The organism is Synechococcus sp. 60AY4M2 (assembly GCF_002760375.1).
GTDB lineage: Bacteria > Cyanobacteriota > Cyanobacteriia > Thermostichales > Thermostichaceae > Thermostichus.
The window spans coordinates 2,751,762-2,775,764 of record NZ_AUMZ01000001.1 but is presented as its reverse complement, the minus strand read 5'-3'; the positions used below and the strand labels follow the sequence as shown (position 1 = coordinate 2,775,764).

Sequence of the window (24,003 nt, the reverse complement as noted above, 5' to 3'; positions counted from 1 at the left end):
GCTGGAGGTTGAGAATGTGAGGGGTTCAGAACGGGTGGATGCGGATACCCTTCCCCGGCTGGAAGAGGCGGACTGGGGAGGGATGGCCCTCTCCTTAGTTCTCGGCCTGGCCCTCTCAGCGCTGGTCATCGGGATCCGGCCCCAGGTGGCCGTCCCCTTTGGATTGAGCGTGCTGGGCTCGGCCCTGCTGGGATCCCTGCTTCTCCCGGTCTTGCGGCGCTGGAAGGCAGGCCAGGTCATCCGCGAGGAGGGGCCCCAGTCCCACCACAAAAAAGCGGGCACGGCGACCATGGGTGGCCTTAGCTTTTTGCCCGTAGGGCTGCTGGTGGCCGGCATCGGGAGCGGCTGGGATCCCCAATCGCTGGCGGTGGCCCTACTGACCCTGGCTTACACCGTGGTTGGCTGGCTGGACGATTGGCTGGTCATCCGGCAGCGCTCCAACAAGGGGTTGTCTGCCAAATCGAAGCTTTTACTCCAAGTTGGGATCGGCCTGGTTTTCTGTGGCTACCTGGCCTGGCAAGGGATCCCCACCGTTCTCACCCTGCCGGGAATAGGCGCCCTCCCCCTGGGCTGGCTGTTCTGGCCCTTGGCCTTGTTTGTGCTGGTGGGCACCAACAACGCCGTCAACCTCGCCGACGGCATGGACGGCCTGGCGGCAGGGATGGTGGCCCTTGTCCTGGCAGGGCTGGGGCTGACGGCAGCGGATCCCGTTTTGGCGCTCGTGGCTTTTGCCTTGAGCGGCGCCTGTCTGGGCTTTCTGGTGCACAACCACCACCGGGCCCGCCTGTTTATGGGCGATACCGGATCCCTGGGGTTGGGGGGCGCTCTGGCGGGGCTGGCGCTGTTGGGGGATCAGCTCTGGGCCCTGGCCTGGATGGGCGCGGTGCTGGTGGCAGAGGCCCTGTCGGTGATCCTGCAGGTGGGCTACTTCCAATACACCAAACGCAAAACCGGACAAGGCAAACGGCTGCTGCGCATGTCGCCCTTGCACCACCATCTGGAGCTGGGGGGCTGGTCGGAGGTGCAGGTGGTGGGGTGCTTCTATGGGCTAACGGCGCTATTGGTGGGGCTGGGCTGGGCCTGGTGGCACTGGGCCGGCGCTTGAGAGGCAGAGGATCCAGGGGTACCACGGCAGGGGCCAAGCGCCGAAGCCGGACTTGGGGCTGCTTTCGGGGTTGGGAGGAGGTCTAAACTGACTTAAGGGTTGTGGCTTGCCCTGGGCAGAGATTTGTCCATGGGTACAGCATCCTGTCCCCAACCCAAATGGCTGCAATTTCAAAAATGGTTGAAAAGGGCTTCTAGGCCGCCCGCAGAGCCCTCTAAGGCTGCAGGATCATCGACCAAAAGCCGCTCTCTTCATTCCAAAAGGGCGCCAGCGACTCTCCCACCACGTTCGGCCCCCAGTAGCGAGCGGTTCCATCCAGGGTAAAAGCCACCACAATATCGCCGGGGCCGATCTGCAATGGCTCCTCGCCCAAACTCAGCACCAGCCCCTCGCTGCCCCCTTCTCCGGGCGCAAAGTCCCAGTGGGCCGTTTCCGGGTTGAGCAGCCGTCCACCGCTGCGCATCAAGATCACCAGCCGAATCGGGTGAGGGGTGCGATTGCCGACTCGAAAGGCTCCTGTGCGGGTGGAGGTGGGGAAGGCAGACTCTGAGGGCAGGACAGGAGCTGCATTCCCCTCGAAGGAGCCTTGTGGGGATTTTAACATCGGCTGGGCTGCCAACCCCCGAACGAGAGCCAGACCCCAAACCAAAGCGGCAGCCAACCCCAGGGATCTCTGGCGCAGCTTGCCCCGCAAGGTCCCTTTCGGCGGCCCGCCGGCAACAAGAGCGGCAACAGCTTGGGTGATACAGGCAGGAAATGAGCGGATGGAAACAGACATCAGATTACCGCAACCAGGAGTGCTACATGCCGGATTGAGAAAGAAGCTGAGCGACCGTGACCTCGCCATTGGTGAGCAGATCCAGCCCGCAGGCGGCGTCGCGCTCAGAATAGGACGGTTGTTCAGCCACGCTAACACCTCTATCCTTGTCTGTTCTTCAATATTCATTCAACCTTCTCTCGGAAGGCGAAAACCGCTCCCCCCTCCCACCTGCAGTCGGCTGGGATCCTTCTAGGGGTTGACCGCTCGGCATTTCCACCCTTGCGGGCTGCGCTCATACAGAGTCCGTCGCTGGGGATAGATCGCATCTCCCTTGAGCTGGAGGTGATCCACCTCCGTTGGATCCAACAGCAGTAGGACAAATGTCGGCGGTGGCAAAGATGCCTTTTCGGGGGGCAGCTCTTCAACAAAAGCCTCGGGTGGGGCAAGAGGGCCTTTAGGTTCCGGCCAGAACCAGAGCAGCCGTCCTTTTTCCGAGATTTGTTGCCACAACTGTTGTCGGTGCTGCTGCGCCCGAGGATCCGGGTGGTCGGCGGTGATGGCCTCGAGAGTGCCGGCAATGCGAAATTGCTCGCGAGTTTTACAGAAGTACCAGCAGATCTGGGCCAGTGGGCAGTGGGCGATCTGGCAGATCTTCTCGCTGCGGCTGTCCACCGCCAACTGAATGCGGTCGGTATCCCCCAAAAATCCCCGGAAGACCACCGTGCGGTTGCGCGGGTGCCCCCAAGGATCCACCGTAGCCAACTGCAAATAGCGCACACCCGCGTCGCTGCGGTTGCGGTGCAAGGCCGCCTGCAGCAACGTCCGCCAAGAGGGATCCCCAGCCGGGTTATCCTTCAACTCGTTCATAGGGGTGCGCAGGTGCCAGCCGAGACTTTAGCCGGGAGGGGGAGGAGCTTCCGATTGCGGATCCCTGGCCTGTCCTAGTGAGGATTCCGGCCGAACGGAATGGGAATCCAGACCAGTTGGGTGAAGGGAATGAAAGGGATGCTCCAGACAGCCCTCTGCCAGCCCCTCGAAGCGTTCCGGCACCGGCTGTTTCACCGGCAATTTCTGGAGCACCAGAGCGAGATACTCGCTGTACCATGGGGAGCGAGCTTCTCGCACCTTGTGCCACACCGAGCGCGACATCAACAGCGTCCGCTCCACGTCCCGGGCTCCCAGCTTGAGCAAAAATTCCTCCCGTTCCGGCTGGTAATCGGTGGAGGCCAAAGCCAAAGCCTGCGGCGGATAGGCTTGGGTGAGCCGGGCCATCTTGGCCATGAGCTCAGGATAGAGCCAGGTGTAGGCGGGGTGAACCGTAAGCTTGGCCACATGCGGCTGCTGCCCGGTACGGTCCAACTTCAGGTTGAAATAGCCGATAGCGGTTTTCCGCTCCGGCTCATAGACACACATCTCCACCCGTTCCGTTTGGCTGATGACGCATTTGGCCTGATCTAGGAGCCAATCCAGCGGGCTGGTGCGAAAATCGCTCACGTCGCGGTCGTATACCTGGCGCACGGTGGCCGGCATGGATCCCGTATCCAGTTGGTAAATGGCGTAGGCATCCCGGTTGGTCACCGGCACCAGGTTGGGCAGCATGGGCTCGTGCTGGCTGAGGGCGGCCAGAATCTCGGGCCGGATCGACCAGTAGGTAATCTGGGCCAGCGGTTGGAAGCCGTTGTGGCGGTAGAGGGCCATCGCCCCCTTGTTGTGGATGTTCACCTCCAAGATCCAGGTGCGGGCCTCGCGAAAGTGCTCCATGCAGTGTCTGAGCAACTTAGAGCCGATTCCCTGCCGCCGGGCGGAGGGCACCACAGCAATGTGATCCACCCGCCAGGTGCTGCGGGAATGATTAAAGGGAGAAACTTGAATGACCCCCTGGATTTTGCCCTCCAGCTCCGCCACATGCACCGTAAACATGTGCTGAAAACGGTTGGGAAACAGGCTCAAAGTTTTCAGGGGGCCATACCACTGGCGCAGCCGCCGCACCTGGCGACGAATGTCCACCGAGCGGCCGCTGTACTCTTCATCAAAGGCTTGAGCCAAAATCTCCTCCACCGCCTCCAGATCACCCAGTTGAGCCGGGCGGAGAATCAGTTCGGGAGCCTCCTTAGGAGCTTTGGAATCCGGGTTGGGCTTTTCCGCAGGGTTGTCCATGCCAAAGTGTGGGCGGGAGAATACTCAAAGCATAGCTCAGGATCCCCCACTTCTTCTATCTAAGGGGGGCGTTGCTGCCACAAATGAGATTATCGGGCTTTCCGTTGGCCTTTGGCCAATCAGGCCCCCGCATCCAGCAACGCCAGGTTGCGGAAGGTAAAGCGCTTTTCCACAGGGCCGGTTTCCGTCTCTGTTTGAATGCGCCGCTCCGAGAGGATATAGTACTTGCCCACTTTGGTGTAGAGATCTTCAAATTGGCTGCGCCCACCCTTCTGCTCGCCAGTCTTGGCGTCGTGATAGACGGAGTCGTAGCGGTGGGAGAGGTAGCCTTCGCCCGTGTCGTGGCTGCTGAAGGTGTGAATAGTAACCACCATACCGTGAATATGCCGATGCACCATGGTAACTTGGTTGTCGCGCACGTGGTAGCGATCCCCTTCGGCTTTGCCGCCCACCAGGATCTCCACGGTGCCATCGGGTAGGATCTGGCCATAGCGAAAAGTGTTGTTCCCGTGGGTCTCGGCGAAGCTGCGGCGCACCCGGTGAACGGCAATCTCCCAAAGTTGATTGTGAATGGCTTTCCGGGCTTCCTCATCCTCCACGCCCGTAACCGTCGCTTTTAGGTCTGCCCCCACTCGCACCTGGCCCACAAAAGTGCGCTCCCCATCCCAGTAGGTGACCTCGGCGCTGTAGCCCGGAAAGTCGGGATCCCAGGTGTAGCGATTTTCGTAGGCGGCCCGAAACAACTCTTCGGCAGAAACTTGGGTCGCGGTCATCGAGTGTCTCCTGTCTTACTGGCAAGCGCTTCTCATGACCATCCATCATACTGCCCCTTGCTGCCAGGCTATCCCCCTAGCCGCCCGCGGCAGGAACCTGCGTTTGTTGACATACTCTCTACGCCCAGGGCCTGCTTCCCCACAGCGATCAGCCAGGGGTTTTCGCGCCACAAAGAGCTGACATAGCTAATTGCCCATCCGCCGCTGTAGGATAGAGGCATAGCCACTGGAGCTTCTCTTCCTTCGTCACCCTAAGTTTTGGCCTGCAAGTTTAGTTGCTGCTTTGATCCCCGGAGTATTCTCTGGAAAGAGCCTTTCTATTTTTGGTGGGTGAGGAGGAAGATTGAGAGATTTTTTTGACAATCGCGTCGGCAGGACGGAATCCCTAGCGCCTAACCTGTCGCCGGCCCAGACCAGAGTGGCAGCCCCGCCGGAGATGATGGGGCCAGTGCTGAAAATTGTCGGCAAGCAGACCTTGAGCGGCCACATTCCCATCGGCGGCGCGAAAAACTCAGCTTTGGCGCTCATGGCGGGATCCCTTTTGGCTCCTGCAGCTTGCCGAATTCACAACGTGCCGCGCCTGCTGGACATTGAACGCATGGGGCAGATCCTGACCAGCCTGGGGGTTAAGGTGTCCCATGTGGGCAATACCCTTGACCTGGACGCCAGCTCCCTCAAAACTTCCCAGGCGCCCTACGAGTTGGTCAGCCAGTTGCGGGCCAGCTTCTTCATCATCGGGCCGCTGCTGGCGCGGCTGGGAGTGGCCAGAGTTCCTCTGCCCGGCGGCTGTGCCATCGGCTCGCGTCCGGTGGATCTGCATGTGCGGGGCCTGCAAGCGTTGGGGGCAACGGTTCAAATCGAGCACGGCGTGGTTCATGCCTATGCCCGCAAGCTGGTGGGAACCCGCATCTACCTTGACTATCCCAGCGTCGGCGCCACCGAGACGCTGATGATGGCCGCTACGCTGGCCGAAGGGGAAACGGTGATTGAAAATGCTGCCCAAGAGCCGGAGGTGGCCGACTTGGCCCGTTTTTGTCAGGCGATGGGAGCCCGCATCCGTGGCGTGGGCACCAATACGGTTGTGGTGGTAGGGGTGCCGCGCCTGCACGGCACCGAGTACACGGTCATTCCCGACCGCATCGAGGCCAGCACCTACCTCATTGCCGGGGCCATCACCCGCTCCGAACTCACGGTTGGCCCTGTTATCCCGGATCACCTGCGAGCGGTGATTGCCAAGCTGCGCGACATGGGGCTGCGGGTGGAGGAAGAAGGCCCCAACCGGCTGCGCATTGCCCCGGCTCAACTCAGTTCGGGCTGGCTTTGCCAGGCAACCGATATCCAAACCTTGCCCTATCCAGGTTTTCCCACCGATGTGCAGGCGCCGATCATGGCCTTGGCTGCCCTGAGCGAGGGCAGTTGCACCATCGAGGAGACGGTGTTTGAAAACCGCATGCACCACATTCCCGAGCTCAACCGCATGGGGGCGGATATTCGTCTCAAGAACCGGGTGGCCATTGTCCGGGGGGTGCCGTCGCTGTCGGGAGCGCCGGTGGTGGCCACGGACTTGCGGGCGGGGGCAGCTCTGGTGTTGGCTGGCCTGGCGGCTGAGGGCTGCTCTACTATCCACGGGCTCCACTACATCGACCGCGGCTACGAAGCTATCGATGAAAAGCTGCGCAGCGTTGGGGCCAAGGTGTATCGCTGTAACAACCCGGCAGGGATCCCGGCCACCCCTCAGCCTGAACAAGCTGATGGAAAGGGGATCCCATTGCAGAATTGGCCCACTTGAGCCTACGCCGTTGGGGGGATCCGCCGGCCCCCTCCCCCTTGTTTTCTTGAGGGAAAAAGGATGCGGTAGGCTAGGAGCCGACAGCCCAAATTCAGGGAGAAGGGGTTGGGGATCGAGAGCCATGTCCCAAGTGTACGACTGTGTCATCGTCGGCGCTGGCCCTGCCGGCGGCTCGGCCGCCTATCACCTGGCCAAGCGGGGGCGCTCAGTGCTGGTCTTGGAGAAGGATCCTTTGCCCCGCTACAAACCCTGTGGCGGCGGCGTTTCTCCCATGGTGGCGGCCTGGTTTGACTTCGATTTCAGTCCCGCCATTTCGCTGAAGATCCGGCAAATTCGCTACACCTGGCGGGGCGGGGATCCGGTCGTGGCCGACCTGGATCTGAAAGAGCCGGTATGGATGGTGCGGCGGGAGGTCTTCGACCATTACTTGATCCAGCAGGCGCAAAAGCAGGGGGCAGCACTCCAGACGGAATGTCCCGTCTCCGGCATTGAGTGGCAGAGCGACCGCTGGCAAGTGATGACAGCCACCGGCCCGGTCTGGGGTCGGTATGTGATCGGGGCCGATGGGGCCAAAGGCTCGATGGCCAAGTGGCTCGGCTTTCAAAACCGGCAGCGCCGCCTGGCTGCCGCCCTGGAAGCAGAAGTGCCCGTCTCAGAGCCAAAAACCGCAGCCGCCCATTTCGACTTTGGCGCCGTGAGCAACGGCTACATTTGGAACTTCCCCAAAGCCGATGGCTACTCCATCGGGGCAGGCACCTTTCGGGGTGGCGAAAAACAAAACTTGCGGGAAATCGCCGCCGAGTATGCCCAAAGCTTTGGTGTGGACTTGAAATCGGTCAGGCAGTTTGGCCATCCCATCTGTCTTTGGGAGGGGGATCAACCCCTGCACAGCCAAAATGCCCTCCTGGTGGGAGATGCTGCCTGTGTCGTCGATCCGTTTACCGCCGAAGGGATCCGCCCCTCCCTCCTCACTGGCATGCTGGCAGCGCAGGCCATCGACCAAGCCCTGGCGGGAGATACCGAAGCCCTGGCGAACTACTCCGCCCGCGTGCAGCAGGAGTGGGGCTCAGAGATGCGTTGGGCCAAGCGGATCGCGGCGCTGTTCTACCGCTTTCCGGGCGTCGGCTACAGGGTAGGCGTCAAGCGACCGGGAGCCACTCGGCGCATGGGCCAGATCTTGGCCGGTGAGCTGCGCTACAGCGATGTGGCCAGCTCGGCCATTCGCCAGTTGAGCGCTGGCCTGTTGGCCTAGGCCGGCCGCTGGGAGAGGGGGGCGGGATCGTCGAAGCGCCTGCTGATCAGCAGGCAGTTGCGGCCATCTGCCTGGCGAGTATAGCTCAGGTGGGTGGAGAGAGCCTTCATCAGCCGAATACCCCGTCCCCCCTCGGATTCGACCTCGGCGTCGGGGGGCCTGCTGGCTGCTCGGTTCTGGAAGAATTCCTCCAAGTTGAACTCCTGCCCTTGATCCCAGATGCGCAGCTCCAGCTCCTGGGGCATCAGAACCAGCTCGATATCGATGGGTGTACTGGGAGACAAAGTGCGGTGGGCATGGCGAACGGCGTTGGTAAAGCCCTCCGCCAAGGCCAACTGGCATTCCAACCAGATGGGGCCCGGAATGCCGGCGTCGCGGAAAGACTCAAACCACGTCAAAACTTGGCTGAGAGCATCCAGGGTTGTGTCTACTCTCAGCGCAAAGGTCTGCTTTTCCCCCGACGGGATCCCTGCCGCGTTCAAAATCGAACCCCAAAGCTCAGACTGTTGCCTGGGCCCTCGCCCCCACCAGGGATCGGACCAGTTGATTCTAGACTAAGGCGCTGTTCAAGCCTGCCAACCCCCAACTTTGGGGGGGGCCACTAGGGGGCGATGATGAGATCCACGCGGCGGTTTCGCTGTCTCCCTTCCTCCGTATCGTTGTCGGCCACCGGCAGGGTGGGGCCAAAGCCAGAGGTTGTCCAGCTGATGGGGTGGTCTTCCGGCAACAGGTTAGCTAAGTAGTCTTTCACAGCGTTGGCGCGGCGCAGGGAAAGGTCGAGGTTATAGTTCAAGGAACCGATGTTGTCGGTGTGGCCGTTGACTTGAACGCGGGCGCCGGGCATTTCCCGCAAAGATTTGGCCACTTCTGCTAACAGGGAGGCCGCCTCAGGCCGAATCTCGGCCTTGTCGAAGTCGAAGAGCAGATCGCCCGGCAGGCTAATGGTTCGGGTTCCCACCTGAAAAGAGGTAGGGGTCGGCGTTGCGGTGGGGGCAGGGACGCTTGCTCCCTCCGGGGCGATCTCGGCAGTGGTGGCCGATTCTCGCCTCGGCTCAGGGGCCGCTGCTGGGGAAGACAGCCGTTGCAGCCGCGACTCCAGTTCTTCAACGCGGATCAAAAGCTGGATGGCCTGCTGGCGGAGTTCTCGAATCTCCCTTTCCAGATCCGTGGAGCCGCCGTGATTTGGATTCCCCTTTGGTGAATCTGCATCTGGGCTCACCGCTGGGAGACTGGCCTGGGGTGGAGACAGGGTGGGCAGGAGCGGCGGCGTGTTGGCCTGCGGCTGGGGAACTGGCAGCGGTTGGGTCTGAAGCGGCTGCGGGAGCACCATTCCCGCCCAGATGCCGCTGCCGACCAGGAGGATCCCACTCGAGAGATTGAGAAAGACCGTTGCACGTTCCGATGGGCGGGGCATCGCAGGCAAACCTCTGGCCAGATGGGCGCAGGCGAGGAGCGAAAACCGGGCTCAACTCAACGCCTAGAGTCGATCCTATCCGGCGACCGCAGCTTGCCAAGGGGATTAGGGGCTGCTCAGGCTACCCCTTCCCGCCATCCTCGGCAAAAGCCTAGTCGAAGCTGAGACGGCCCCGATAGCGTCCTATGAGGATCAGGCCGTTGACGGGATCCGCACAATCGACCACAAAAGACGGGAAGCGAGGGTTGTCGCTGATAACTTTTACTCGGGATCCTGACAGGCGTTGCAGCCGTTTGACCCACAGCTCGCCATCCCTCTGAAAGACGTAGATGCCCTCACCCCCCAGCTCTTTTTGCCGTTCGACAAAGATCCAGTCGCCATCTTCCAAGGTGGGAGACATGCTGTCCCCTTGCACCCGAATCAAACTGAGCCCATCCGGGTTCCCCTTCAGATGGGCCCGTAGCCAGTTACGCTCAAAAGCTAGCACCGACTCGATGGACTCTTCCCGCACCAGCGCCCCCGCCCCTGCCGAGGCGACCACATCCACCAGAGGCACGTATACATACTCCGTTTTGGCGTCGCCAGCCTCCAGCCGCGGGGATCCCTCCCCCGTAATCAGCCAACTGAGACTCACCCCCCCCACCTGGGCAATTTTCACGGCCTTGTCGATGCCGGGCACGGATCCCTTGAGGTAACTGCGCAAGGCTGTATCGCTAATGCCGGCCCGCCGCCCAAACGCATAAATGGCCTCATCGCCGATCACCTGTCGCAAACGGTCGGCAAAGGAGGAATCAGAGGAGGTGGACATCGGCTTAACGCTACGGGTTGTGTACAACTAAATTTCTACCACTACCTGTTGACAAGTCAACCCTCGTGAGGGGCAGGGGCTTATGCTGGGTTGGAGGGAAGAGGGCAGGGTTTCCAGTAGTAGGATCTGAGAGACTTCACCTGCTCTGGCTTGCTCCCTATGACCGTCTCAGACTGGAAACGCTGGCTGGATCATTTTCTCATTGCCCTGGTCTTTCTGGTGTTTGCCGGGTTTGTCTGGTTTGTCTTCTCGGTAACGGGAGCTTTCATCGGGATCCCGCTGGGCTACAAACTTTGGCTGCGGCTGTGGTTGCCTTTGTTCCAGCCGGCACTGGGGATCCTGATGGCTGGAGCCCTGCTGAGTGGGGTGTGGGGTTGGCTGGAGAAACGCCACTCCCGCAATCGAGACCATCAGCAGAACTAAAGATCGGGCAGCGCCGGGAGGCGGCAGACTGGCTCTATACTGAAAACGTATCTAAATGTTGAGCACCTGAGGCGGTCTGGCGTCGTGTTTGTCTTATCCGGCTACGAGTATTTGCTGGTCTTTCTGATCGTCTGCGCTCTGCTGCCGGTCTTGGCTCTGGGAGCTTCTGCGCTCTTGGCCCCAAAGCGGCGGGGATCCCTGCGCCGCAGCACCTATGAGTCGGGGATGGAGCCGTTTGGCCAGGCCTGGATCCAGTTCAACATCCGCTACTACATGTTCGCCCTGGTCTTCGTGATCTTCGACGTGGAGACCGTGTTCCTCTATCCCTGGGCGGTGGCCTTTCATCGCTTGGGACTGCTGGCCTTTGTGGAGGCCCTGATTTTCATCGCCATCCTTGTGGTGGGCCTTGTGTACGCTTGGAGAAAAGGAGCGCTGGAATGGTCATGACCTCTCAGGAGCCGGAAGTCTTGTTTCCGGCGTCTGCCCCGCAAGTTACCACAGACCTCTCGAACAACGTCGTTCTCACCACGGTTAACGACCTGTACAACTGGGCGAAGATGTCCAGCCTCTGGCCGCTCCTCTACGGCACTGCCTGCTGCTTCATCGAGTTTGCAGCCATGCTGGGCTCCCGCTTCGATTTCGACCGCTTTGGCCTGTTGCCCCGTTCTTCGCCGCGCACGGCTGATTTGATCATCACGGCGGGCACGGTCACTATGAAAATGGCCCCAGCGTTGGTCAAGCTCTACCAACAAATGGCTGAGCCGAAGTACGTGATCGCCATGGGGGCCTGTACCATTAGCGGCGGCATGTTCAGCTCCGATTCCTACACGGCGGTGCGAGGGGTGGACAAGCTGATCCCTGTGGACGTGTACATTCCCGGCTGCCCGCCGCGTCCGGAGGCGATCATGGATGCTATTGTCAAGCTGCGCAAGAAGATCGCCGCCGAAGACATGCGGGAGCGGGGCCGCCTGCAACAAACCCACCGCTACTACACGGTCAAGCACAACCTCAAGCCGGTGCCGGAGATCATCACCGGCAAGTATCTGGAGAGCGAGACCCGCCAAGCTCCTCCACCGGAACTGGCGGCGGCTATTGGCCTGCCGGTGCCTCCGGCCTTGCAGACTGCCGACTTCAAGCAGGCGGAACAGCAGCTCAAAGCTTTGCGGGGAGGGATGTGAGATGACAGAGGACAAAGCCCAGCAAAAGCCGTCCTGGACAGCCGAGCCGACAGAGCCGTTGGCGACGCTGGAACGGGGGCCGGTTTCCCAGTTCCTCGCCGATAACGGCTTTGACCATCAGTACCTGGGCAGAGATGCCGCCGGGGTGGAGCTGCTGGAGGTGGAGCGGGATTTTCTCTTGCCTGTGTGTACTGCCCTCTATGCCTACGGCTTCAATTACCTGGAGTGCCAGTGCGGCTACGACCTGGGGGCAGGGCAACCCCTGGTCAGCCTCTATCACCTGATCAAACTGGCGGACGGGGCAGATCGGCCGCAGGAGGTGCGGGTTCAGGTGAAGCTGCCCCGCCAAGATCCGCGGGTGCCCTCGGTGTACTGGATCTGGAAGTCGGCGGACTGGCAGGAGCGGGAGACCTATGACATGTACGGCATCATCTTTGAGGGACACCCCAACTTGAAGCGGATCTTGATGCCGGAAGACTGGATTGGGTGGCCGCTGCGCAAGGACTATATCACGCCTGACTTCTATGAGTTGCAGGACGCTTACTAGGGGGGATCCCTTAACCGGCTGAGCAGCGTTCGCAGGACGTGAGAGAAATGTGGCCTTTTTTGCTCTTGGCAATCTACGCAGGGGGAGTTTGGTACTCAGCCCGCAAGGCGGATCGCATCTACTCAGGCTCTGGAAAGTGGGCGGTGTCGGCCCTCTGGCCACTGCTGCTCTTGACCAACCGCCAGTTTCGCCAAAATTGGCGTCGTCCCTTGAACAAGTGAGTCTATCCCCATTGGTAAGCCCTTCTAGGCAAGACTTAGGCTTGGGCAATCCGGATTTGCCCTTGTCGCCCTCGCAGGCCGACCGGAGGTTGCCAGAGCTGATCGGCAGCCGCATTCGCGCCCGAGGACCCGTGACCTTTGCCCAGTTCATGGAGTGGGCCCTCTACGAGCCAGGTCTGGGTTACTACGAGCGGGAGCATCTCCCCCTCGGCTGGGACTATCGCACCTCCCCTCACTTGGCGGCGGATTTTGCCCAACTGTTGGCTGAGCAGATCTTCCAGTTCTGGCACATTTTGGGATCCCCTCCCCATTTTGCGGTGATTGAGATGGGGGCGGGCAGCGGGCGCCTGGCCGAAGATTGGCTGGCCTATGTGTGCTCCAATTGGCCCGACTTCTGGCAAGCCCTGGAGTACGGGATCCTCGAGCGCTCTGCTTTTTTGCGGCGGCTACAGCAGGAGCGCTTGGCCGGCTATGGCGAGAAGGTGCGCTGGCTAGAGTGGGACGAGATCCCAGATGGTTCGGTAACCGGCTGTTTTTTTTCCAACGAGCTGGTGGACGCCTTCCCAGTCCATCGGGTGCAGGTGCAGGCGGGGGCCTTGCGAGAAATCTACGTGGATTGGGCGGAGGGGGAGGGCTTCCGAGAAGTGTTAGGGGATCTCTCTACGCCCGCGCTGGAAGCGTACTTTGCCCGCCTGGGGATCCCGATTGCCACCTATCCCTCCGGCTACCAAACGGAGGTCAACCTCAAGGCCCTAGAGTGGCTCCAGCTTCTGGCCCGCAAGCTGCGGCGGGGCTACGTGCTCACCCTTGACTACGGCCACACCGCCCAGCGCTACTACAGCCCCCAGCGCTTCCAGGGCACGCTCCTGGCCTACCGCCAACACGGCACCTACGCGGATCCCTATGTCTGGGTGGGATCCCAAGATCTCACTGCCCACGTGGACTTTACCACCTTGCAGCAGGTGGGGGAGTCTCTGGGGCTCAAGTGCCTGGGCTTCACCCAGCAGAGCTGCTTTTTGGTGAACCTGGGATTGGCGGAAAGGCTGGCCGCCCTCGGCCAAGTTGGCGACGAGGGGGGGGATCTGGGCCAGGTGTTGCAACGGCGACATGCCCTTCACGCTCTGCTGGATCCGCTGGGGTTGGGGAGCTTTGGGGTGTTGCTGCAGGCCAAGGGCTTGAGCGAGGCGGAAGCGGCCCAGCCGCTGCAGGGCTTTGTCGAGCCGGAGCTACACTTATGAACCTCACCTTTTGGGTGGGCCTATCGGCTGCTGCTCTGACCACTGCCAGTTTCTTCCCGCAAGCCTGGAAAACTTGGCATAGCCAAAAGGCGGACGATTTTTCTTGGAGCTACCTGCTGCTGTTTGGGGCAGGGATCCTGATGTGGGATCTGTACGGCCTGTTGCGCCAAGATGCGGTCATCCTGCTTGCCAACACGGTAACCCTGGCGCTGGTGGGAGTGATTATCCTAACCAAACTGAGAACCTCGGCTCGCTAGGGGGAGAGGGGAGTTGCTCTGCATCTGGCCTGGGTTTTAGGCCTTGCTTGCCTAGAACTCCTCCTGACTAAGGGATCCAGGCCAGTGCGCTGCTGCTCAGCGGCAGGCGGCGACGGCTGTTGGGGATCGGCAGCCCATCTTGCAAGTCCACCAGCCACACTTGCCCGCTGCGGATCGCTTGCCCAGTGCGGCTAAAGGGGGCCCAGGGATCCGGGATCTCCTCTTGCAAGGGCTCCAAAAGCGTGTAGGCCAACAGGCGGCCGTCAGGGGAAAGGCTGAAGTCCAGCTCAAAGGGATAGTCGGCCCGCCCCACCTCTACGGTCTTGCCCGCCGGGGCCGCGCCGCCGCTGCCGAACACCACTGCCAGCAAGCGGGGGGACTCGGTGTAGGCCAGAGATGCCAACGCGCCCTCACCAACAAACTCGGCCTCGCTGACCAAGCCGTAAAAGACGGGTGCCCTCGGCGAAAAAGCTCCTTTGGTTACGGATCCCTCGGTAACCCAAATCTCCTCGCTGGTGCCGGTATTGCTGACGATAAAGAGGCTGCGGGTGTAGTCGGGATTGAAGCGCAGCAAAGCCCCGAAAGCCCCATCGGGACGGATGGCCAAGGTTTGGCCGAACTGGGCCAAAAAGCTCTCCGCTGCCGCCCGCGGCTGCAAGGGCACAATCCCCACCCCCTGCCCCTGGGAGATGAGCAGGCTGCTCTCATCAGGGCTGATGAAAAAGTCTCCCCCCAAAGCCGTATCCAGATCCAGCCGCTCAAAGGGATCCCGGCTCCTTTTCTGGATCCCCAGTTCCGTCTGGACGGGAGCCAGGGGATCCCGTTGCAGGGGGATCCGCTCCGCTACCACCAGCTCCCCCGTCGGCGAGACCTGGAAGCGCAGGTTTTGGTAGCCCTGGTGGTCCAGCAGCAACCGGGAAGACAGATCCTCCAGATCCAGGCGGTAGAGATCCTGCTGCTGGATGGTGCTGGCGGTGGCAAAGTAGTAGACGAAGCGGCCATCGGCGCTGGGCTGCATCTGGGTAACCTTCAGCCCCGCCGGCGTCAGCAAAGTGGTGGATCCCGTCTCCAGGTTAAAGAGCAACAGCCGCCCCCGTTGGTCTGCTTCCGTGCCGATCCCCAACAACTGCCGATCCGGCGTGCGAAACTCGCCCTCAAAAGGCCGCGCCATGGGCTGGCCCCGCTCATCCACGGCTGCCTGCAGGCGCACCCGGTAGGTCTGGCCGTAGGGGGCCGGCTCTGTCAGCGTCCAAAAAAAGCGGCGGCCCAGCTTGCGCATCCGGCCCGGCAGAGGCGGCTGGATCTCCAGGTTGGCCGCAACGCTGTCCGCATCCATAGGGCGGTTGAAGGTCAGCACCATCTGCAGTTCCTGGGATCCCACCCGCTGCTGTTGCCAGTTAAAGTCCCGCACATAGGGGGCCGTGTGGTTGCCCAGCAAAAATAAGATCACCCCAACCGCCAAGTTGCAGAGGGTGATCCCGGCCACCCAGCGATCCAGGGGCTGGGTCAGCCCTCGCTGCAGAGCTGCATAGAAGCGACGTGCCGGCCAGGCAGACATCCGAGTCGTACAGTTTTCGACCTCTCAAACCAGATTAAGACACTTCCCAGGCACTCCGCGCCACTGCCCTCACCCCCAACCCCTCTCCCAGAGGGAGAGGGGAGTTGGGATTGGTCGGGAACGGGAAAACGGCTCTACTGCAGCATGACGAATAGAAAGTCTTCCAACGCCGTCAGGAAGGTCAGCACCTCGTCAGTTGCCTGTTCTTCCGTCAGGGATCCCAACTCGACGACCCGCTGAATCAGCTTTGCCACCGGAGTTGGCCCCTGCAGCAGCGGGGCCAGCCATTTCACCTTCTCGGCAGGGATGCGGATCCGCCCGTGGGTGGCCCCTGTCCACTGCATTTCGTAGGTGCAGTTCTCTTGCAGGGCCTTGTTGTACTCCTGGTGGAAGCGAGCGTTGTCCATCAGCAGGGGGTTGAATTGCACGGATCCCGCCAACCAATCTGCATCCGTCCAAGGTAGCACCAGGGAAGAGCCGGCGTGCTCGGCCCAAAAGTCGATGAGGCGATGGGCAGGCCGGATCAGCTCGTAGAGGTGCAGCCGCTCCATGACGCTGAGGGTTTCCAGCCGTTGCCGCACAAACTCCGGCACTTGCTTAAAGAGAGACTCCAGCGACCAGTCGGGCATATCCACCAGGCTTAAAAAGCCCAACCCCGCCTGCTGCAACATGCCAAACACCTCGGGGATCGTGAATCCCTTGTCGTTGGAGAGCAGATAGTTGTTCATGATGGCGGCATCTTCGGTATAGCTGGCCGGGTTCCACAGCACCGCCTTGGCCACCTCTTCCTGCAGGGATCCCATGAACTCCCGCACATGTTGCGCTCCCACCGCCGGCGGGACGTCGAATTGCCCCACCTTTTGCAAAGCTGCCTGCAGGCGGAGAAACACCTGGCGTTGGCGGCGGCTGTGGAGATTGGCGCGAATGATGCCCTCGGGCTTGAGGACTTTTTTCATCGCCCGCAAGCCCTCAGTGGGATCCGCCAACAAATACAAAACATCGTTCAGGCTGATGAAATCGAACTGGATCCCCAGGCGATCCAGCTCCAGCACGTTGAGGACGTAGCACTGGACATCGGTGAAGCCGTGGTGCCGCAGGCGTTCCTCGGTGAGCTTGACCGAAGCCGGCGACAGATCACAGGCCACGATCTGGGCGCCCGGATTGGCCTCCGCCATCATCAGCGTCTCCCAGCCGGAGCCACAGCCGGCGTTGAGCATCACCTTGCCCTCGGACGGGACGAGGGCGTGGGTGCGTAGGTACTGGGCGGTGGTATAGCTCATCTTGAACATCTCCCCCAGGGCATTGCGGGCCGACTGCGAGAGGGGCACGTTGGGGTAGGGCAGAGCCTCGTAGAGGCTGAGGGCCCGGTCTGCAGCCGAGAGGGCGGATCTGGTCATACGCAGAGGAAAAGCTCAACAGAGAGCGAGAGAGCAGTCGATGCAAAGGCAGGATGAATTTATGATTGAGTGTAGCCGTTGAGGGATCCGCTCAGAACTGGCTATGACTGCTGCTGCTTTGCCCCGTCGCCGCTCCCGTTTCTCCCTGGCAGGCACCCTGGCCGCCGTGGGCGGGGCGCTGCTGTGCGGGATCCTGGTGGTGCGGCTGCAGGTGCCGATGCTGGAGCGGATCAACCTAGAGGCCCTGGAAAATGCCGAGGCCCGCAAAAACCGCAACATCGCCCTGGCCACCACCCTGGGCTGGCTGGGCTACCGCAACCTGGGCGCCTCCTGGCTGTGGCTGGAGCTGATCCAGTACTACGGCGACGCCCCTGCTCGTGCCCAAACCGGCTACGGCCTCGCCTACGAGTACTTCGACCACATGCTGCGACTGGATCCCAACTTTTTCTTGGGCTACCGGCTGTCTAGCTTGGTGTTGGCCTATCGGGCCGGCCAGCCGGAAAAAGCTGTCGAGATTTTGGATCGCGGCCTGCAGCAGTTTAACCCCCAAAACAATCCCGACGCCTGGCGGCTCTACGTGGATCGCGCCTTGATCAACTTCATGTTTTTGGGGGATGCGGAAGCGGGCCGCCGCGACTACTACCAAGCTGCCGCCTGGCGGGAACAGGTGGGCCTGCCCGGCGACGACTTTCGCCAACTGGGGGACAACATCGCCCGCAGCCCCCTCAGCCGCCGTTCCCGCTTCGATGTCTGGCTGAGCGTGTTCAATGCCACCAGCGACCGGGATACCCGCCAGTTTGTTCTGGAACAACTGACCCAATTGGGGACGGTGCTGCGGACGCTGCCCACCGGCGAGATCGAGATTCTCCCACCTCCTCTGCCCGATTTTCCCGAGGAAGAGCCCTACCGCTTGCGCCTGTAATTCCAATCCCCTAACTGGGCAAAGATTGCGCTCTAGGGTTGTGACGTTGCCCCAAGAGGTGAGCTAAACTCTAACCCAAATTGTCATCCTGGAAGCCGTCTTCTTCACAGGACCGATCCCTGCGTCAGAGAATCTGCTCTCTCTGGCGCAAGCGAAGTGTTGCTCCCGCTGCCTCTCCTCGAAGAAGGGGCGGCTATCGTTCTTGCTTCCGGTTCGTGAAGACGCTCCAGGCTTTCGGTAAGTTCCCGCAGCTTCCCCATTTCTTATTATTTCTTAACTTTTGTTGTTCTGCACAATAGGAGTGATCCCCATGGCCTCAAGAACTTCTCTCCTGATGATGGCGGCTGTCCTTTCGGGCAGTTGGTTTGTCCTCCCTGCAGCGGCCCAATCTTCTGGGACAGCGCGAGTACGGTCGGTGGTGGATGGGGACACCTTTTGGGCAGACTTGAACGGCAGGCCAACCCGTTTTCGTCTTGCCTATGTGGATGCCCCAGAGCTGACGCAAGGGCGCTGGGGGCGGCTCTCGCAGGAAGCTTTGCAAAGCCTGCTGCCGCCGGGATCCCTGGTGCAGGTGGATACTCTCTACGTCACGCCAGAAGGGCTGCACATTGCCCAGGTGTACAACGCCGAGGGTTTGGTGAATTTGGAGATGTTGCGCCAGGGGCAGGCGGTGGTTTATGAGCGCTTTTTGTACGGGGCCAACCGGGAGCGCTACTTGGAAGCTCAAGAATTGGCCCAGGCGGCGCGACGAGGTTTTTGGCAGCAACGCAATCCGGTGATGCCCTGGGAGTTTCGGGAGACAGCCGCGCAAACCTCAGCCTTTGCGGGATCCAACGTTTTGGACGGCTCCTTCCTACGGGAAAACCTGGCAGCGGCTGCGGGCGTGGGCATTGCCACCGCGGTGGTGATGGTGGGCTTGAGCAAGCTGCTGTGGAGAAAGCCCAGCCGGCAGAGGGTGAGCATCCGCCAGATGGAGCGGGATCTCAAACAACTGCAGCGCAGCCTGGCCACAACGCTGGCCAGCCGCAAGCAACTGGAACGGCAGTACGATCAACTGCTGCAAAAGGCCGAGGATTGGTTTGTCAGAGCCCAAAAGGCCAGCCAACATGACCAGGACGAGCTGGCGCGCCAGGCTTTGGTGCAGCGGAACCAACACATGAGTGCTGCAGAGGCGGTTCGCAAATCTTTGGATGAAGTTGAAGCGCAGGCGGCAACCCTCCGCGAAGGCATTTCTCGCCTGGAAAGCCAGATCGCGCTGGCCAAGCTGGAACGGGAGATGAACAACTAAGCCTGGGGCGGCGGCTTAAGATGGGGGAGCATCTACCTAGTGAGCCAACTGGCAATGGCGATGAAGGCAAGAGTATCCCCTCTTTTAGCTGCCCTGCTGTTGGTGCTGCTTTGGCTTGGGATCCCCCTTGGATCTGAGTCAGCGAATGGGGCAGCGGCGGCGAGTGCCAAGATCGATCCTGAGATTGACCGGCTGTTTGAGGAAGCCTTTGCTGCCACCAACCGGGGAGATTTTGCCCGGGCAGAGGCCTTTTGGAGCCAATTGTTGCAGCGCCAGCCCGACAACCCGGCCCTGTGGAGCAACCGAGGCAACGCCCGCGTCAGCCAGAACCGCTTGCAGGAGGCTTTGGAGGACTATGCTGAGGCCATTCGCCTGGCTCCCAACGCACCAGATCCCTATCTAAATCGGGGGACGGCTTTGGAGGGGCTAGGGCGCTGGCAGGAGGCCATTGCCGATTACGAGCGGGTGTTGCAGTTGGATCCCAACGATGCGGCAGCCTACAACAACCGGGGCAATGCCGAGGCAGCGCTGGGAGAGTGGCAGCAGGCCCTGGCCGATTACCGTCGCGCCACGGAGCTGGCTCCTGACTACGCCTTTGCCCAGGCCAACTACGCCCTCTGCCTTTATCAGGTGGGAGAAACGGAAGCTGCCTTGCGCCTGATGCGGGCTTTGGTGCGCAAGTACCCGAAGTTCCCGGATATGCGGGCTGCCCTCAGCGCTGTTCTTTGGGTGCAAGGCCGGCAGGGAGAAGCAGAAAGCCAATGGGTGGCTGTGCAAGGGCTGGATCCCCGCTATGCCGACCTGGAGTGGGTGAAAACCGTCCGTCGTTGGCCACCGGCGATGGTGGCAGCCCTGGAGCGCTTCCTTTCTCTGCGTTGAAGAGCTGTCAGCAGACTCCCCTGCAACTCTGGATCGCAGCAATTCTTAATCTCATCTCAATTGAGAGGAGACATCGATCCTAGAAAGGAAAAGCCCCCACGACTCCCTCAAAAGAGGAAACGGGGCGGGCGCAGTGCCTCAGTCTAAATCGAAATAACAACATTGCCATCTTTGAGTTATGGTTTCGGACTTGGCTCTGCGCATTGGCGAAGCGGTTGCTAGGGATCCCCGCAGCCAGAGGCTCAGGTTGCAGCCTGTCTGGGGGGGCGGGGATTGCCTAAATTGGGATCAGGACAACTGAGGATCCCGGCAGCCAGCTCAACCCAAGCCCAAGAGAACGCGAAGGGATCCCGACGGTTTCGATAGACTGTGAGAGGGACAGTGTAAAAAATTGCTTCCTCGAGCTTCCTCCCGCTCTGCTGTGTTTCAGTTCTATCGCGGCGTGTGGTACTGACGTGAGTGCAATGGCCTTTTTCTCTCGCTATTCTTTCCTCTCTCCTGGTTGGAGGAGGGCACTACGAGCTCAGGGGAGCTGGGCAGGGCTGTTGCTCATGGCTCTACAGCTTGGGCAGCCCGCCGTGGCTCAGACAGAGACCCAAGTTTGGAGTGGCACTGGCCAGATCTTGAGCGGTCAGGGGCAAGGGGCCACGGTGCAACTGGTTCTGGAAACCGGTGGCGGACGCATTTGGACGCAGTCGGGGCCGGCGTTGGATGCGCCCTTTTCCGGCGGGCAGATTTCGGTTACCAGCGGCGACGGCACCTGGCAGATCCAACCGCAAGGGGATCAGTTGCTGGTGACCTTTTACCGCGGCGAGCAGATCATCCGCTGGCAACTGCGCCCCGTCGGCGAGGTTCCAGCCTCTTCTCCTCCTGTGCCATCCAGCTCCTTGATCGGCGACACCGCCCAACCGCTGGCTCTGCCTGTGCAAGAGCTGGTCGTTCCCATCCAGAATTTGCCTAACAATCGCTGAGGGATCCCGCGGGCAGGTCTCCCGGTTCAGACATAAGTAAACTACCCGGCTCCGACCGCCCCCCTTCCAGCCCCCTGCCCCTGCCCCCCACTCCCCCCGTATACGGGGGGCAGGGGGGCGGGGGGATTGAGGGGGGCTGGTTTACAGCAGCCCCCAAAAGCGCAATTACATTTGCCCCGTTGTAGTCTGCGTCCCCTTCCCAACCACAAGCCGGGTTGACACAACGGAAGCGCTTCCTTTCCCGTTGCCCAATCCACAGGCACTGGTGGCAGGTCTGTGAGCTGTAGGCAGGCGGCACCAACACAACCCGGATCCCTGCTCTTGCTGCCTTGTACTGCACAAACTGCCGCAACTGGTAGAACGCCCAACTATTCGACCGCCGGCGCTCCGTCTTGCTACGCGGCTGTTGGTTGACACGCTCCCGGATCCCGGTCAGGTCTTCCAAGGCAATAAAGCTGTGGGTTGCCTGCACCCTCGACACAATCGCTTTGGAGATGCAGTGATTAACCCAGGTTTGGAAGCGTCTCTCCCGGCCAGACAACCGTTGCAAGAGCTGCCGGCACCGCCGCCGACTAGACCTTGTGCCCTTACTGGCCTTGCGTTGGAGAACCGCTCTCAACCGGGAGTAGTGGTCTCTGACCCGGCTCAACTGCTGTCCACTCCAGTTATCCCCCTCTGAGGTGTGTGCAATATCTGTTCTGCCCAAGTCCACTCCAATCGCCTTGGGGGTGTTCTGGGGCTCCGGCAGGTCATGCTCGACGCAAATCTGGATGTAGTAGGAACCGTCCTGCCGTTTGACCAGGGTGGCCGCTTTTGGGTGGGTGCCGGCCAGCATGCCCCGTTGGTAGTTACCCATGGCCAGCTCAAACCGTTCCTGCCCCTCAACCGTAGTTAGCGATACCGTCCAGTCTTTTTCACGGAACGAGAAGATGCGGGCATCGTAGGTGACGAAGCCCGCCTTGAACGCCTTGACTGGACGGTTCTTTTGCTTGGCAACCTTGCGCGACCCCGCCACCCGCCTGCATACCTGCCCCGCCAGATTACTGGATAACCCAAAGCGAGCGCGTATCTCGTAATAGCAAAGGGAATGGAGTTTGACTGCGTTAACGACTTTCTCTGGTGTGCTTTGGTTGACCCAGTTCAGTGCCTGCGCAAAGGCGTCCAGAGTCGCATCCAACTTGGCGGCCTGCGCCTCAGACACCTTGAGCTTGCAGGAGATAGTCAGGGTTTGGGTCATACTGTTACTGTACCTTATGGGAACGCATTCCTCCCAGCCCTGACCGGCCCGGCCCCCGGCCCCCCACTCCCCCCGTATACGGAGGGGATATAGGGGGGTACAGGGCGGGTCTCCTGCGGTTTCTAGATGAAGGGATTAGGGGTGCTCCTGCTTTGCCTGTTGCCAGAGGGCCTCTAACTCCGCGAGGGTGAGTCTTTGGAGAGGGGAGGCTTGGCCGCTGCTAGGCAATGCCGCTTCTGCTGGTTGCCGCGCCAGCTCTTCCAGGCGCAAAAAGCGGCGGGCAAAGCGCAGGTTGGTTTGGGTCAAGGCCTGTGCGGCATCCAGCCCATACCAACGGCCCAAATTGACCAGAGCAAACAGCAGATCCCCCAACTCGGCTTCTTGTCGCGCCGGGTCAGGGGGATCCCGTTCCAGCTCTCGGCGCAGTTCGGCCTCTTCCTCGCGCACCTTGGCCCAGATCCCCTCCACCGTCGGCCACTCAAATCCTGCTCCCACCACCTTTTGGGAGATCTTCAGGGCGGCCATCAGGGGGGGCAAACTTTCGGCGTAGTGGAGCAGTTTCTGGCCGAGGGTTTGCTGCGGCTGTTCCTTCTGCTTGATGTCTTCCCAGGAGCGGTGCAACTCAGAAAGGCTGGAACTATCTGACTGCGGAGCCTCCCCAAATACATGGGGGTGACGGCGGATCAGCTTATCGGCAATCCGCGCGGCTACAGTTTCCAGGTCGAAGTGGTTTCGCTCGGCAAAGATCTGGGATTGCAACACCACCTGCAGCAACAGATCCCCCAGCTCTTCGGCAATCGCTGCCGGATCCCCGGCCCGAATGGCCGCCACCGTCTCGTAGGCTTCTTCGAGGATATAGGGAGTGAGCGACTCAGGCGTTTGGGCGCGATCCCAAGGACAGCCGTCGGGGGCGCGCAACTGAGCCACAATTGCCGCCAAGCGGCTGAGGTGCTGTGCAGACGCAGAGCGCTCCAGATAAAGATGGGCAAAAGAGCCTGTGGCCTGCGGATCCCAGCTTTGCAGCGTCAGGGGGCCGCCCACTATCTGCAAGTCTTCTGTGAGCAAGGTCAACGCTTGGACAGGGGCGCAGACCTGCTGTAAAAAACGACGCAGCTCCGCCGGATCCTTCTTCCCGCAACTTTTCAGCAGCAGGGATCCCTGCCCAGCCGCAGACCAGCGGGCCAGATGCTGTTGCCAATCGGGCTCAAGGCTATCCAGCGTTTGGAGCATGGTCGTAGGTGCGGCCCAAATCCAGAAGGCGCCTGAGCTGCTCGAGATCGATGAAACTCAGCTCCAAAAGGATCATCAGCAGCGGCCCCTGCTGGCGATGCTGCAGCTTTTTGGCCAAGCTCAGCTGCGAGCGGTCAATGATGCCCGCTTCCAACAGGTATTCTTCAAGGACAGGAGGGGGAATGGGATCTAGCATAGTCGTTTCACAGCGCTGAGAAGGACAAGTGGGAAAACTGAGAGGATGACAGACTAGTGTAATCATTCTTAACACTCTTACAGAGCTTCCGCAAAGATCTGGCCGGCAACTAAGCCAAGAGGCAGTAAGCCAGGTTTGCCGAGCGCAGCTCCGCCAGGCGATCCCTCCCGTTACCGGGACAGATGGGATCTCTGTATCCAAGAGCACAAAAAATGGATTCAGTGAGGTCAATGTATAATAGCAAGCTCGCTGCCGATTGACAGTGCCCTGATGAGCCGATTCTCTTTCCCCGACGAAAAGTACAGCCTTTTAATTTAAAATAGGGTACAGGTATTCAAGAGGAAGGAGAGAAAGGAATGCCGACTCATTCTTTGGATTTGCGGCAAAGAGTTGTAGCAGCCTA

26 protein-coding genes are annotated in these 24,003 nt (G+C 60.8%); 14 read left to right on the top strand and 12 right to left on the bottom strand.

Features of this window, described 5'->3' with window-relative positions; translation table 11 throughout:
- The first annotated feature begins 16 nt into the window (after positions 1–16).
- Positions 17–1,105, top strand: a complete 1,089-nt coding sequence (mraY, locus tag SYN60AY4M2_RS12165) for a phospho-N-acetylmuramoyl-pentapeptide-transferase (RefSeq protein ID WP_240527846.1) — start codon at positions 17–19, stop codon at positions 1,103–1,105.
- Positions 1,106–1,319: 214 nt separating this feature from the next.
- Here mraY and SYN60AY4M2_RS12160 read toward each other — a convergent pair whose 3' ends face one another.
- The 4 genes from SYN60AY4M2_RS12160 to SYN60AY4M2_RS12145 form a co-directional block, all read right to left on the bottom strand.
- Complete coding sequence (locus SYN60AY4M2_RS12160) at positions 1,320–1,883, bottom strand: hypothetical protein (RefSeq protein WP_099813029.1); 564 nt, start codon at positions 1,881–1,883, stop codon at positions 1,320–1,322.
- Between the two features lie 231 nt (positions 1,884–2,114).
- Complete coding sequence (locus SYN60AY4M2_RS12155; RefSeq protein WP_011430802.1) at positions 2,115–2,732, bottom strand: Npun_F5749 family FMN-dependent PPOX-type flavoprotein; 618 nt, start codon at positions 2,730–2,732, stop codon at positions 2,115–2,117.
- A gap of 27 nt (positions 2,733–2,759) precedes the next feature.
- Entirely contained in the window at positions 2,760–4,022 is a 1,263-nt protein-coding gene (locus SYN60AY4M2_RS12150; RefSeq protein WP_099813028.1) for a GNAT family N-acetyltransferase, read from the bottom strand.
- Between the two features lie 119 nt (positions 4,023–4,141).
- A complete protein-coding gene (locus SYN60AY4M2_RS12145; RefSeq protein WP_011430804.1) occupies positions 4,142–4,795 on the bottom strand; it encodes a DUF3386 domain-containing protein in 654 nt (217 codons plus the stop codon).
- Positions 4,796–5,231: 436 nt separating this feature from the next.
- Here SYN60AY4M2_RS12145 and murA point away from each other — a divergent pair, with 436 nt between their 5' ends.
- Both murA and SYN60AY4M2_RS12135 read left to right on the top strand, forming a co-directional pair.
- On the top strand, positions 5,232–6,584 hold the full coding sequence (murA, locus tag SYN60AY4M2_RS12140; protein ID WP_240527895.1) for a UDP-N-acetylglucosamine 1-carboxyvinyltransferase: 1,353 nt from the start codon (positions 5,232–5,234) through the stop codon (positions 6,582–6,584).
- A 121-nt stretch (positions 6,585–6,705) separates the two neighbouring features.
- The gene (locus SYN60AY4M2_RS12135) at positions 6,706–7,836 is read left to right on the top strand and encodes a geranylgeranyl reductase family protein (RefSeq protein ID WP_011430806.1); all 1,131 of its coding nucleotides are present in this window, start codon (positions 6,706–6,708) and stop codon (positions 7,834–7,836) included.
- On the opposite strand, the gene SYN60AY4M2_RS12130 is transcribed toward SYN60AY4M2_RS12135, so the two are convergent.
- From SYN60AY4M2_RS12130 to SYN60AY4M2_RS12120, 3 genes are all read right to left on the bottom strand, one after another.
- Positions 7,833–8,318, bottom strand: a complete 486-nt coding sequence (locus SYN60AY4M2_RS12130) for an anti-sigma regulatory factor (RefSeq protein WP_011430807.1) — start codon at positions 8,316–8,318, stop codon at positions 7,833–7,835. The genes SYN60AY4M2_RS12135 and SYN60AY4M2_RS12130 overlap by 4 nt on opposite strands.
- A gap of 119 nt (positions 8,319–8,437) precedes the next feature.
- Positions 8,438–9,250, bottom strand: coding sequence for an OmpA family protein (locus SYN60AY4M2_RS12125; protein WP_228375265.1), 813 nt, complete (start codon positions 9,248–9,250; stop codon positions 8,438–8,440).
- Positions 9,251–9,401: 151 nt separating this feature from the next.
- The gene (locus SYN60AY4M2_RS12120; protein WP_011430809.1) at positions 9,402–10,058 is read right to left on the bottom strand and encodes a helix-turn-helix transcriptional regulator; all 657 of its coding nucleotides are present in this window, start codon (positions 10,056–10,058) and stop codon (positions 9,402–9,404) included.
- Between the two features lie 159 nt (positions 10,059–10,217).
- Here SYN60AY4M2_RS12120 and SYN60AY4M2_RS12115 point away from each other — a divergent pair, with 159 nt between their 5' ends.
- From SYN60AY4M2_RS12115 to SYN60AY4M2_RS12090, 7 genes are all read left to right on the top strand, one after another.
- Positions 10,218–10,481, top strand: a complete 264-nt coding sequence (locus SYN60AY4M2_RS12115) for a hypothetical protein (protein ID WP_041438440.1) — start codon at positions 10,218–10,220, stop codon at positions 10,479–10,481.
- Between the two features lie 84 nt (positions 10,482–10,565).
- The gene (ndhC, locus tag SYN60AY4M2_RS12110; RefSeq protein ID WP_011430811.1) at positions 10,566–10,928 is read left to right on the top strand and encodes a photosynthetic/respiratory NAD(P)H-quinone oxidoreductase subunit C; all 363 of its coding nucleotides are present in this window, start codon (positions 10,566–10,568) and stop codon (positions 10,926–10,928) included.
- Positions 10,925–11,659, top strand: a complete 735-nt coding sequence (locus SYN60AY4M2_RS12105; protein ID WP_011430812.1) for an NADH dehydrogenase subunit K — start codon at positions 10,925–10,927, stop codon at positions 11,657–11,659. The genes ndhC and SYN60AY4M2_RS12105 overlap by 4 nt, the downstream gene beginning before the upstream one ends.
- Before the next feature lies 1 nt (position 11,660).
- Positions 11,661–12,206, top strand: coding sequence for an NAD(P)H-quinone oxidoreductase subunit J (locus SYN60AY4M2_RS12100; protein ID WP_099813024.1), 546 nt, complete (start codon positions 11,661–11,663; stop codon positions 12,204–12,206).
- Positions 12,207–12,253: 47 nt separating this feature from the next.
- The gene (locus SYN60AY4M2_RS14140; RefSeq protein ID WP_011430814.1) at positions 12,254–12,427 is read left to right on the top strand and encodes a hypothetical protein; all 174 of its coding nucleotides are present in this window, start codon (positions 12,254–12,256) and stop codon (positions 12,425–12,427) included.
- A 62-nt stretch (positions 12,428–12,489) separates the two neighbouring features.
- Positions 12,490–13,665 carry an SAM-dependent methyltransferase gene (locus SYN60AY4M2_RS12095; protein WP_049749829.1) on the top strand — a complete coding sequence of 392 codons (1,176 nt, stop codon included), beginning with the start codon at positions 12,490–12,492 and terminating at the stop codon, positions 13,663–13,665.
- Complete coding sequence (locus tag SYN60AY4M2_RS12090) at positions 13,662–13,922, top strand: SemiSWEET transporter (protein ID WP_041438445.1); 261 nt, start codon at positions 13,662–13,664, stop codon at positions 13,920–13,922. Before SYN60AY4M2_RS12095 ends, SYN60AY4M2_RS12090 begins: the two co-directional genes overlap by 4 nt.
- 67 nt (positions 13,923–13,989) lie before the next feature.
- Here SYN60AY4M2_RS12090 and SYN60AY4M2_RS12085 read toward each other — a convergent pair whose 3' ends face one another.
- Both SYN60AY4M2_RS12085 and SYN60AY4M2_RS12080 read right to left on the bottom strand, forming a co-directional pair.
- Positions 13,990–15,480 carry an Ig-like domain-containing protein gene (locus tag SYN60AY4M2_RS12085; protein WP_099813023.1) on the bottom strand — a complete coding sequence of 497 codons (1,491 nt, stop codon included), beginning with the start codon at positions 15,478–15,480 and terminating at the stop codon, positions 13,990–13,992.
- A 134-nt stretch (positions 15,481–15,614) separates the two neighbouring features.
- Positions 15,615–16,877 carry a class I SAM-dependent methyltransferase gene (locus tag SYN60AY4M2_RS12080; RefSeq protein ID WP_011430820.1) on the bottom strand — a complete coding sequence of 421 codons (1,263 nt, stop codon included), beginning with the start codon at positions 16,875–16,877 and terminating at the stop codon, positions 15,615–15,617.
- A 103-nt stretch (positions 16,878–16,980) separates the two neighbouring features.
- Between SYN60AY4M2_RS12080 and SYN60AY4M2_RS12075 the strand changes: the two genes are divergently transcribed.
- From SYN60AY4M2_RS12075 to SYN60AY4M2_RS12060, 4 genes are all read left to right on the top strand, one after another.
- Positions 16,981–17,799 carry a hypothetical protein gene (locus SYN60AY4M2_RS12075; protein ID WP_011430821.1) on the top strand — a complete coding sequence of 273 codons (819 nt, stop codon included), beginning with the start codon at positions 16,981–16,983 and terminating at the stop codon, positions 17,797–17,799.
- Between the two features lie 310 nt (positions 17,800–18,109).
- The gene (locus tag SYN60AY4M2_RS12070) at positions 18,110–19,087 is read left to right on the top strand and encodes a PspA/IM30 family protein (RefSeq protein WP_099813022.1); all 978 of its coding nucleotides are present in this window, start codon (positions 18,110–18,112) and stop codon (positions 19,085–19,087) included.
- A 39-nt stretch (positions 19,088–19,126) separates the two neighbouring features.
- Positions 19,127–19,966 carry a tetratricopeptide repeat protein gene (locus tag SYN60AY4M2_RS12065; RefSeq protein ID WP_228375267.1) on the top strand — a complete coding sequence of 280 codons (840 nt, stop codon included), beginning with the start codon at positions 19,127–19,129 and terminating at the stop codon, positions 19,964–19,966.
- A gap of 578 nt (positions 19,967–20,544) precedes the next feature.
- Positions 20,545–20,937 (top strand): hypothetical protein, encoded by a 393-nt coding sequence (locus tag SYN60AY4M2_RS12060; protein ID WP_143596971.1) that lies wholly within the window; start codon positions 20,545–20,547, stop codon positions 20,935–20,937.
- Here SYN60AY4M2_RS12060 and SYN60AY4M2_RS12055 read toward each other — a convergent pair.
- From SYN60AY4M2_RS12055 to SYN60AY4M2_RS12045, 3 genes are all read right to left on the bottom strand, one after another.
- Positions 20,924–22,174 (bottom strand): transposase, encoded by a 1,251-nt coding sequence (locus SYN60AY4M2_RS12055; protein ID WP_240527845.1) that lies wholly within the window; start codon positions 22,172–22,174, stop codon positions 20,924–20,926. The genes SYN60AY4M2_RS12060 and SYN60AY4M2_RS12055 overlap by 14 nt on opposite strands.
- A gap of 135 nt (positions 22,175–22,309) precedes the next feature.
- Positions 22,310–23,404, bottom strand: coding sequence for a nucleoside triphosphate pyrophosphohydrolase (mazG, locus tag SYN60AY4M2_RS12050; RefSeq protein WP_099813021.1), 1,095 nt, complete (start codon positions 23,402–23,404; stop codon positions 22,310–22,312).
- Positions 23,385–23,600, bottom strand: coding sequence for a DUF2949 domain-containing protein (locus SYN60AY4M2_RS12045; protein ID WP_041438447.1), 216 nt, complete (start codon positions 23,598–23,600; stop codon positions 23,385–23,387). Before SYN60AY4M2_RS12045 ends, mazG begins: the two co-directional genes overlap by 20 nt.
- Positions 23,601–24,003 lie beyond the last annotated feature (403 nt).

Coding starts and splice junctions, on each gene's coding strand:
- SYN60AY4M2_RS12160 (WP_099813029.1), bottom strand. CDS start 1,883: ATGTCTGTTTCCATCCGCTCATTTCCTGCCTGTATCACCCAAGCTGTT.
- SYN60AY4M2_RS12155 (WP_011430802.1), bottom strand. CDS start 2,732: ATGAACGAGTTGAAGGATAACCCGGCTGGGGATCCCTCTTGGCGGACG.
- SYN60AY4M2_RS12150 (WP_099813028.1), bottom strand. CDS start 4,022: ATGGACAACCCTGCGGAAAAGCCCAACCCGGATTCCAAAGCTCCTAAG.
- SYN60AY4M2_RS12145 (WP_011430804.1), bottom strand. CDS start 4,795: ATGACCGCGACCCAAGTTTCTGCCGAAGAGTTGTTTCGGGCCGCCTAC.
- murA (WP_240527895.1), top strand. CDS start 5,232: ATGATGGGGCCAGTGCTGAAAATTGTCGGCAAGCAGACCTTGAGCGGC.
- SYN60AY4M2_RS12135 (WP_011430806.1), top strand. CDS start 6,706: ATGTCCCAAGTGTACGACTGTGTCATCGTCGGCGCTGGCCCTGCCGGC.
- SYN60AY4M2_RS12125 (WP_228375265.1), bottom strand. CDS start 9,250: ATGCCCCGCCCATCGGAACGTGCAACGGTCTTTCTCAATCTCTCGAGT.
- SYN60AY4M2_RS12120 (WP_011430809.1), bottom strand. CDS start 10,058: ATGTCCACCTCCTCTGATTCCTCCTTTGCCGACCGTTTGCGACAGGTG.
- SYN60AY4M2_RS12115 (WP_041438440.1), top strand. CDS start 10,218: ATGACCGTCTCAGACTGGAAACGCTGGCTGGATCATTTTCTCATTGCC.
- SYN60AY4M2_RS12105 (WP_011430812.1), top strand. CDS start 10,925: ATGACCTCTCAGGAGCCGGAAGTCTTGTTTCCGGCGTCTGCCCCGCAA.
- SYN60AY4M2_RS12100 (WP_099813024.1), top strand. CDS start 11,661: ATGACAGAGGACAAAGCCCAGCAAAAGCCGTCCTGGACAGCCGAGCCG.
- SYN60AY4M2_RS14140 (WP_011430814.1), top strand. CDS start 12,254: ATGTGGCCTTTTTTGCTCTTGGCAATCTACGCAGGGGGAGTTTGGTAC.
- SYN60AY4M2_RS12090 (WP_041438445.1), top strand. CDS start 13,662: ATGAACCTCACCTTTTGGGTGGGCCTATCGGCTGCTGCTCTGACCACT.
- SYN60AY4M2_RS12085 (WP_099813023.1), bottom strand. CDS start 15,480: ATGTCTGCCTGGCCGGCACGTCGCTTCTATGCAGCTCTGCAGCGAGGG.
- SYN60AY4M2_RS12080 (WP_011430820.1), bottom strand. CDS start 16,877: ATGACCAGATCCGCCCTCTCGGCTGCAGACCGGGCCCTCAGCCTCTAC.
- SYN60AY4M2_RS12075 (WP_011430821.1), top strand. CDS start 16,981: ATGACTGCTGCTGCTTTGCCCCGTCGCCGCTCCCGTTTCTCCCTGGCA.
- SYN60AY4M2_RS12070 (WP_099813022.1), top strand. CDS start 18,110: ATGGCCTCAAGAACTTCTCTCCTGATGATGGCGGCTGTCCTTTCGGGC.
- SYN60AY4M2_RS12055 (WP_240527845.1), bottom strand. CDS start 22,174: ATGACCCAAACCCTGACTATCTCCTGCAAGCTCAAGGTGTCTGAGGCG.
- mazG (WP_099813021.1), bottom strand. CDS start 23,404: ATGCTCCAAACGCTGGATAGCCTTGAGCCCGATTGGCAACAGCATCTG.
- SYN60AY4M2_RS12045 (WP_041438447.1), bottom strand. CDS start 23,600: ATGCTAGATCCCATTCCCCCTCCTGTCCTTGAAGAATACCTGTTGGAA.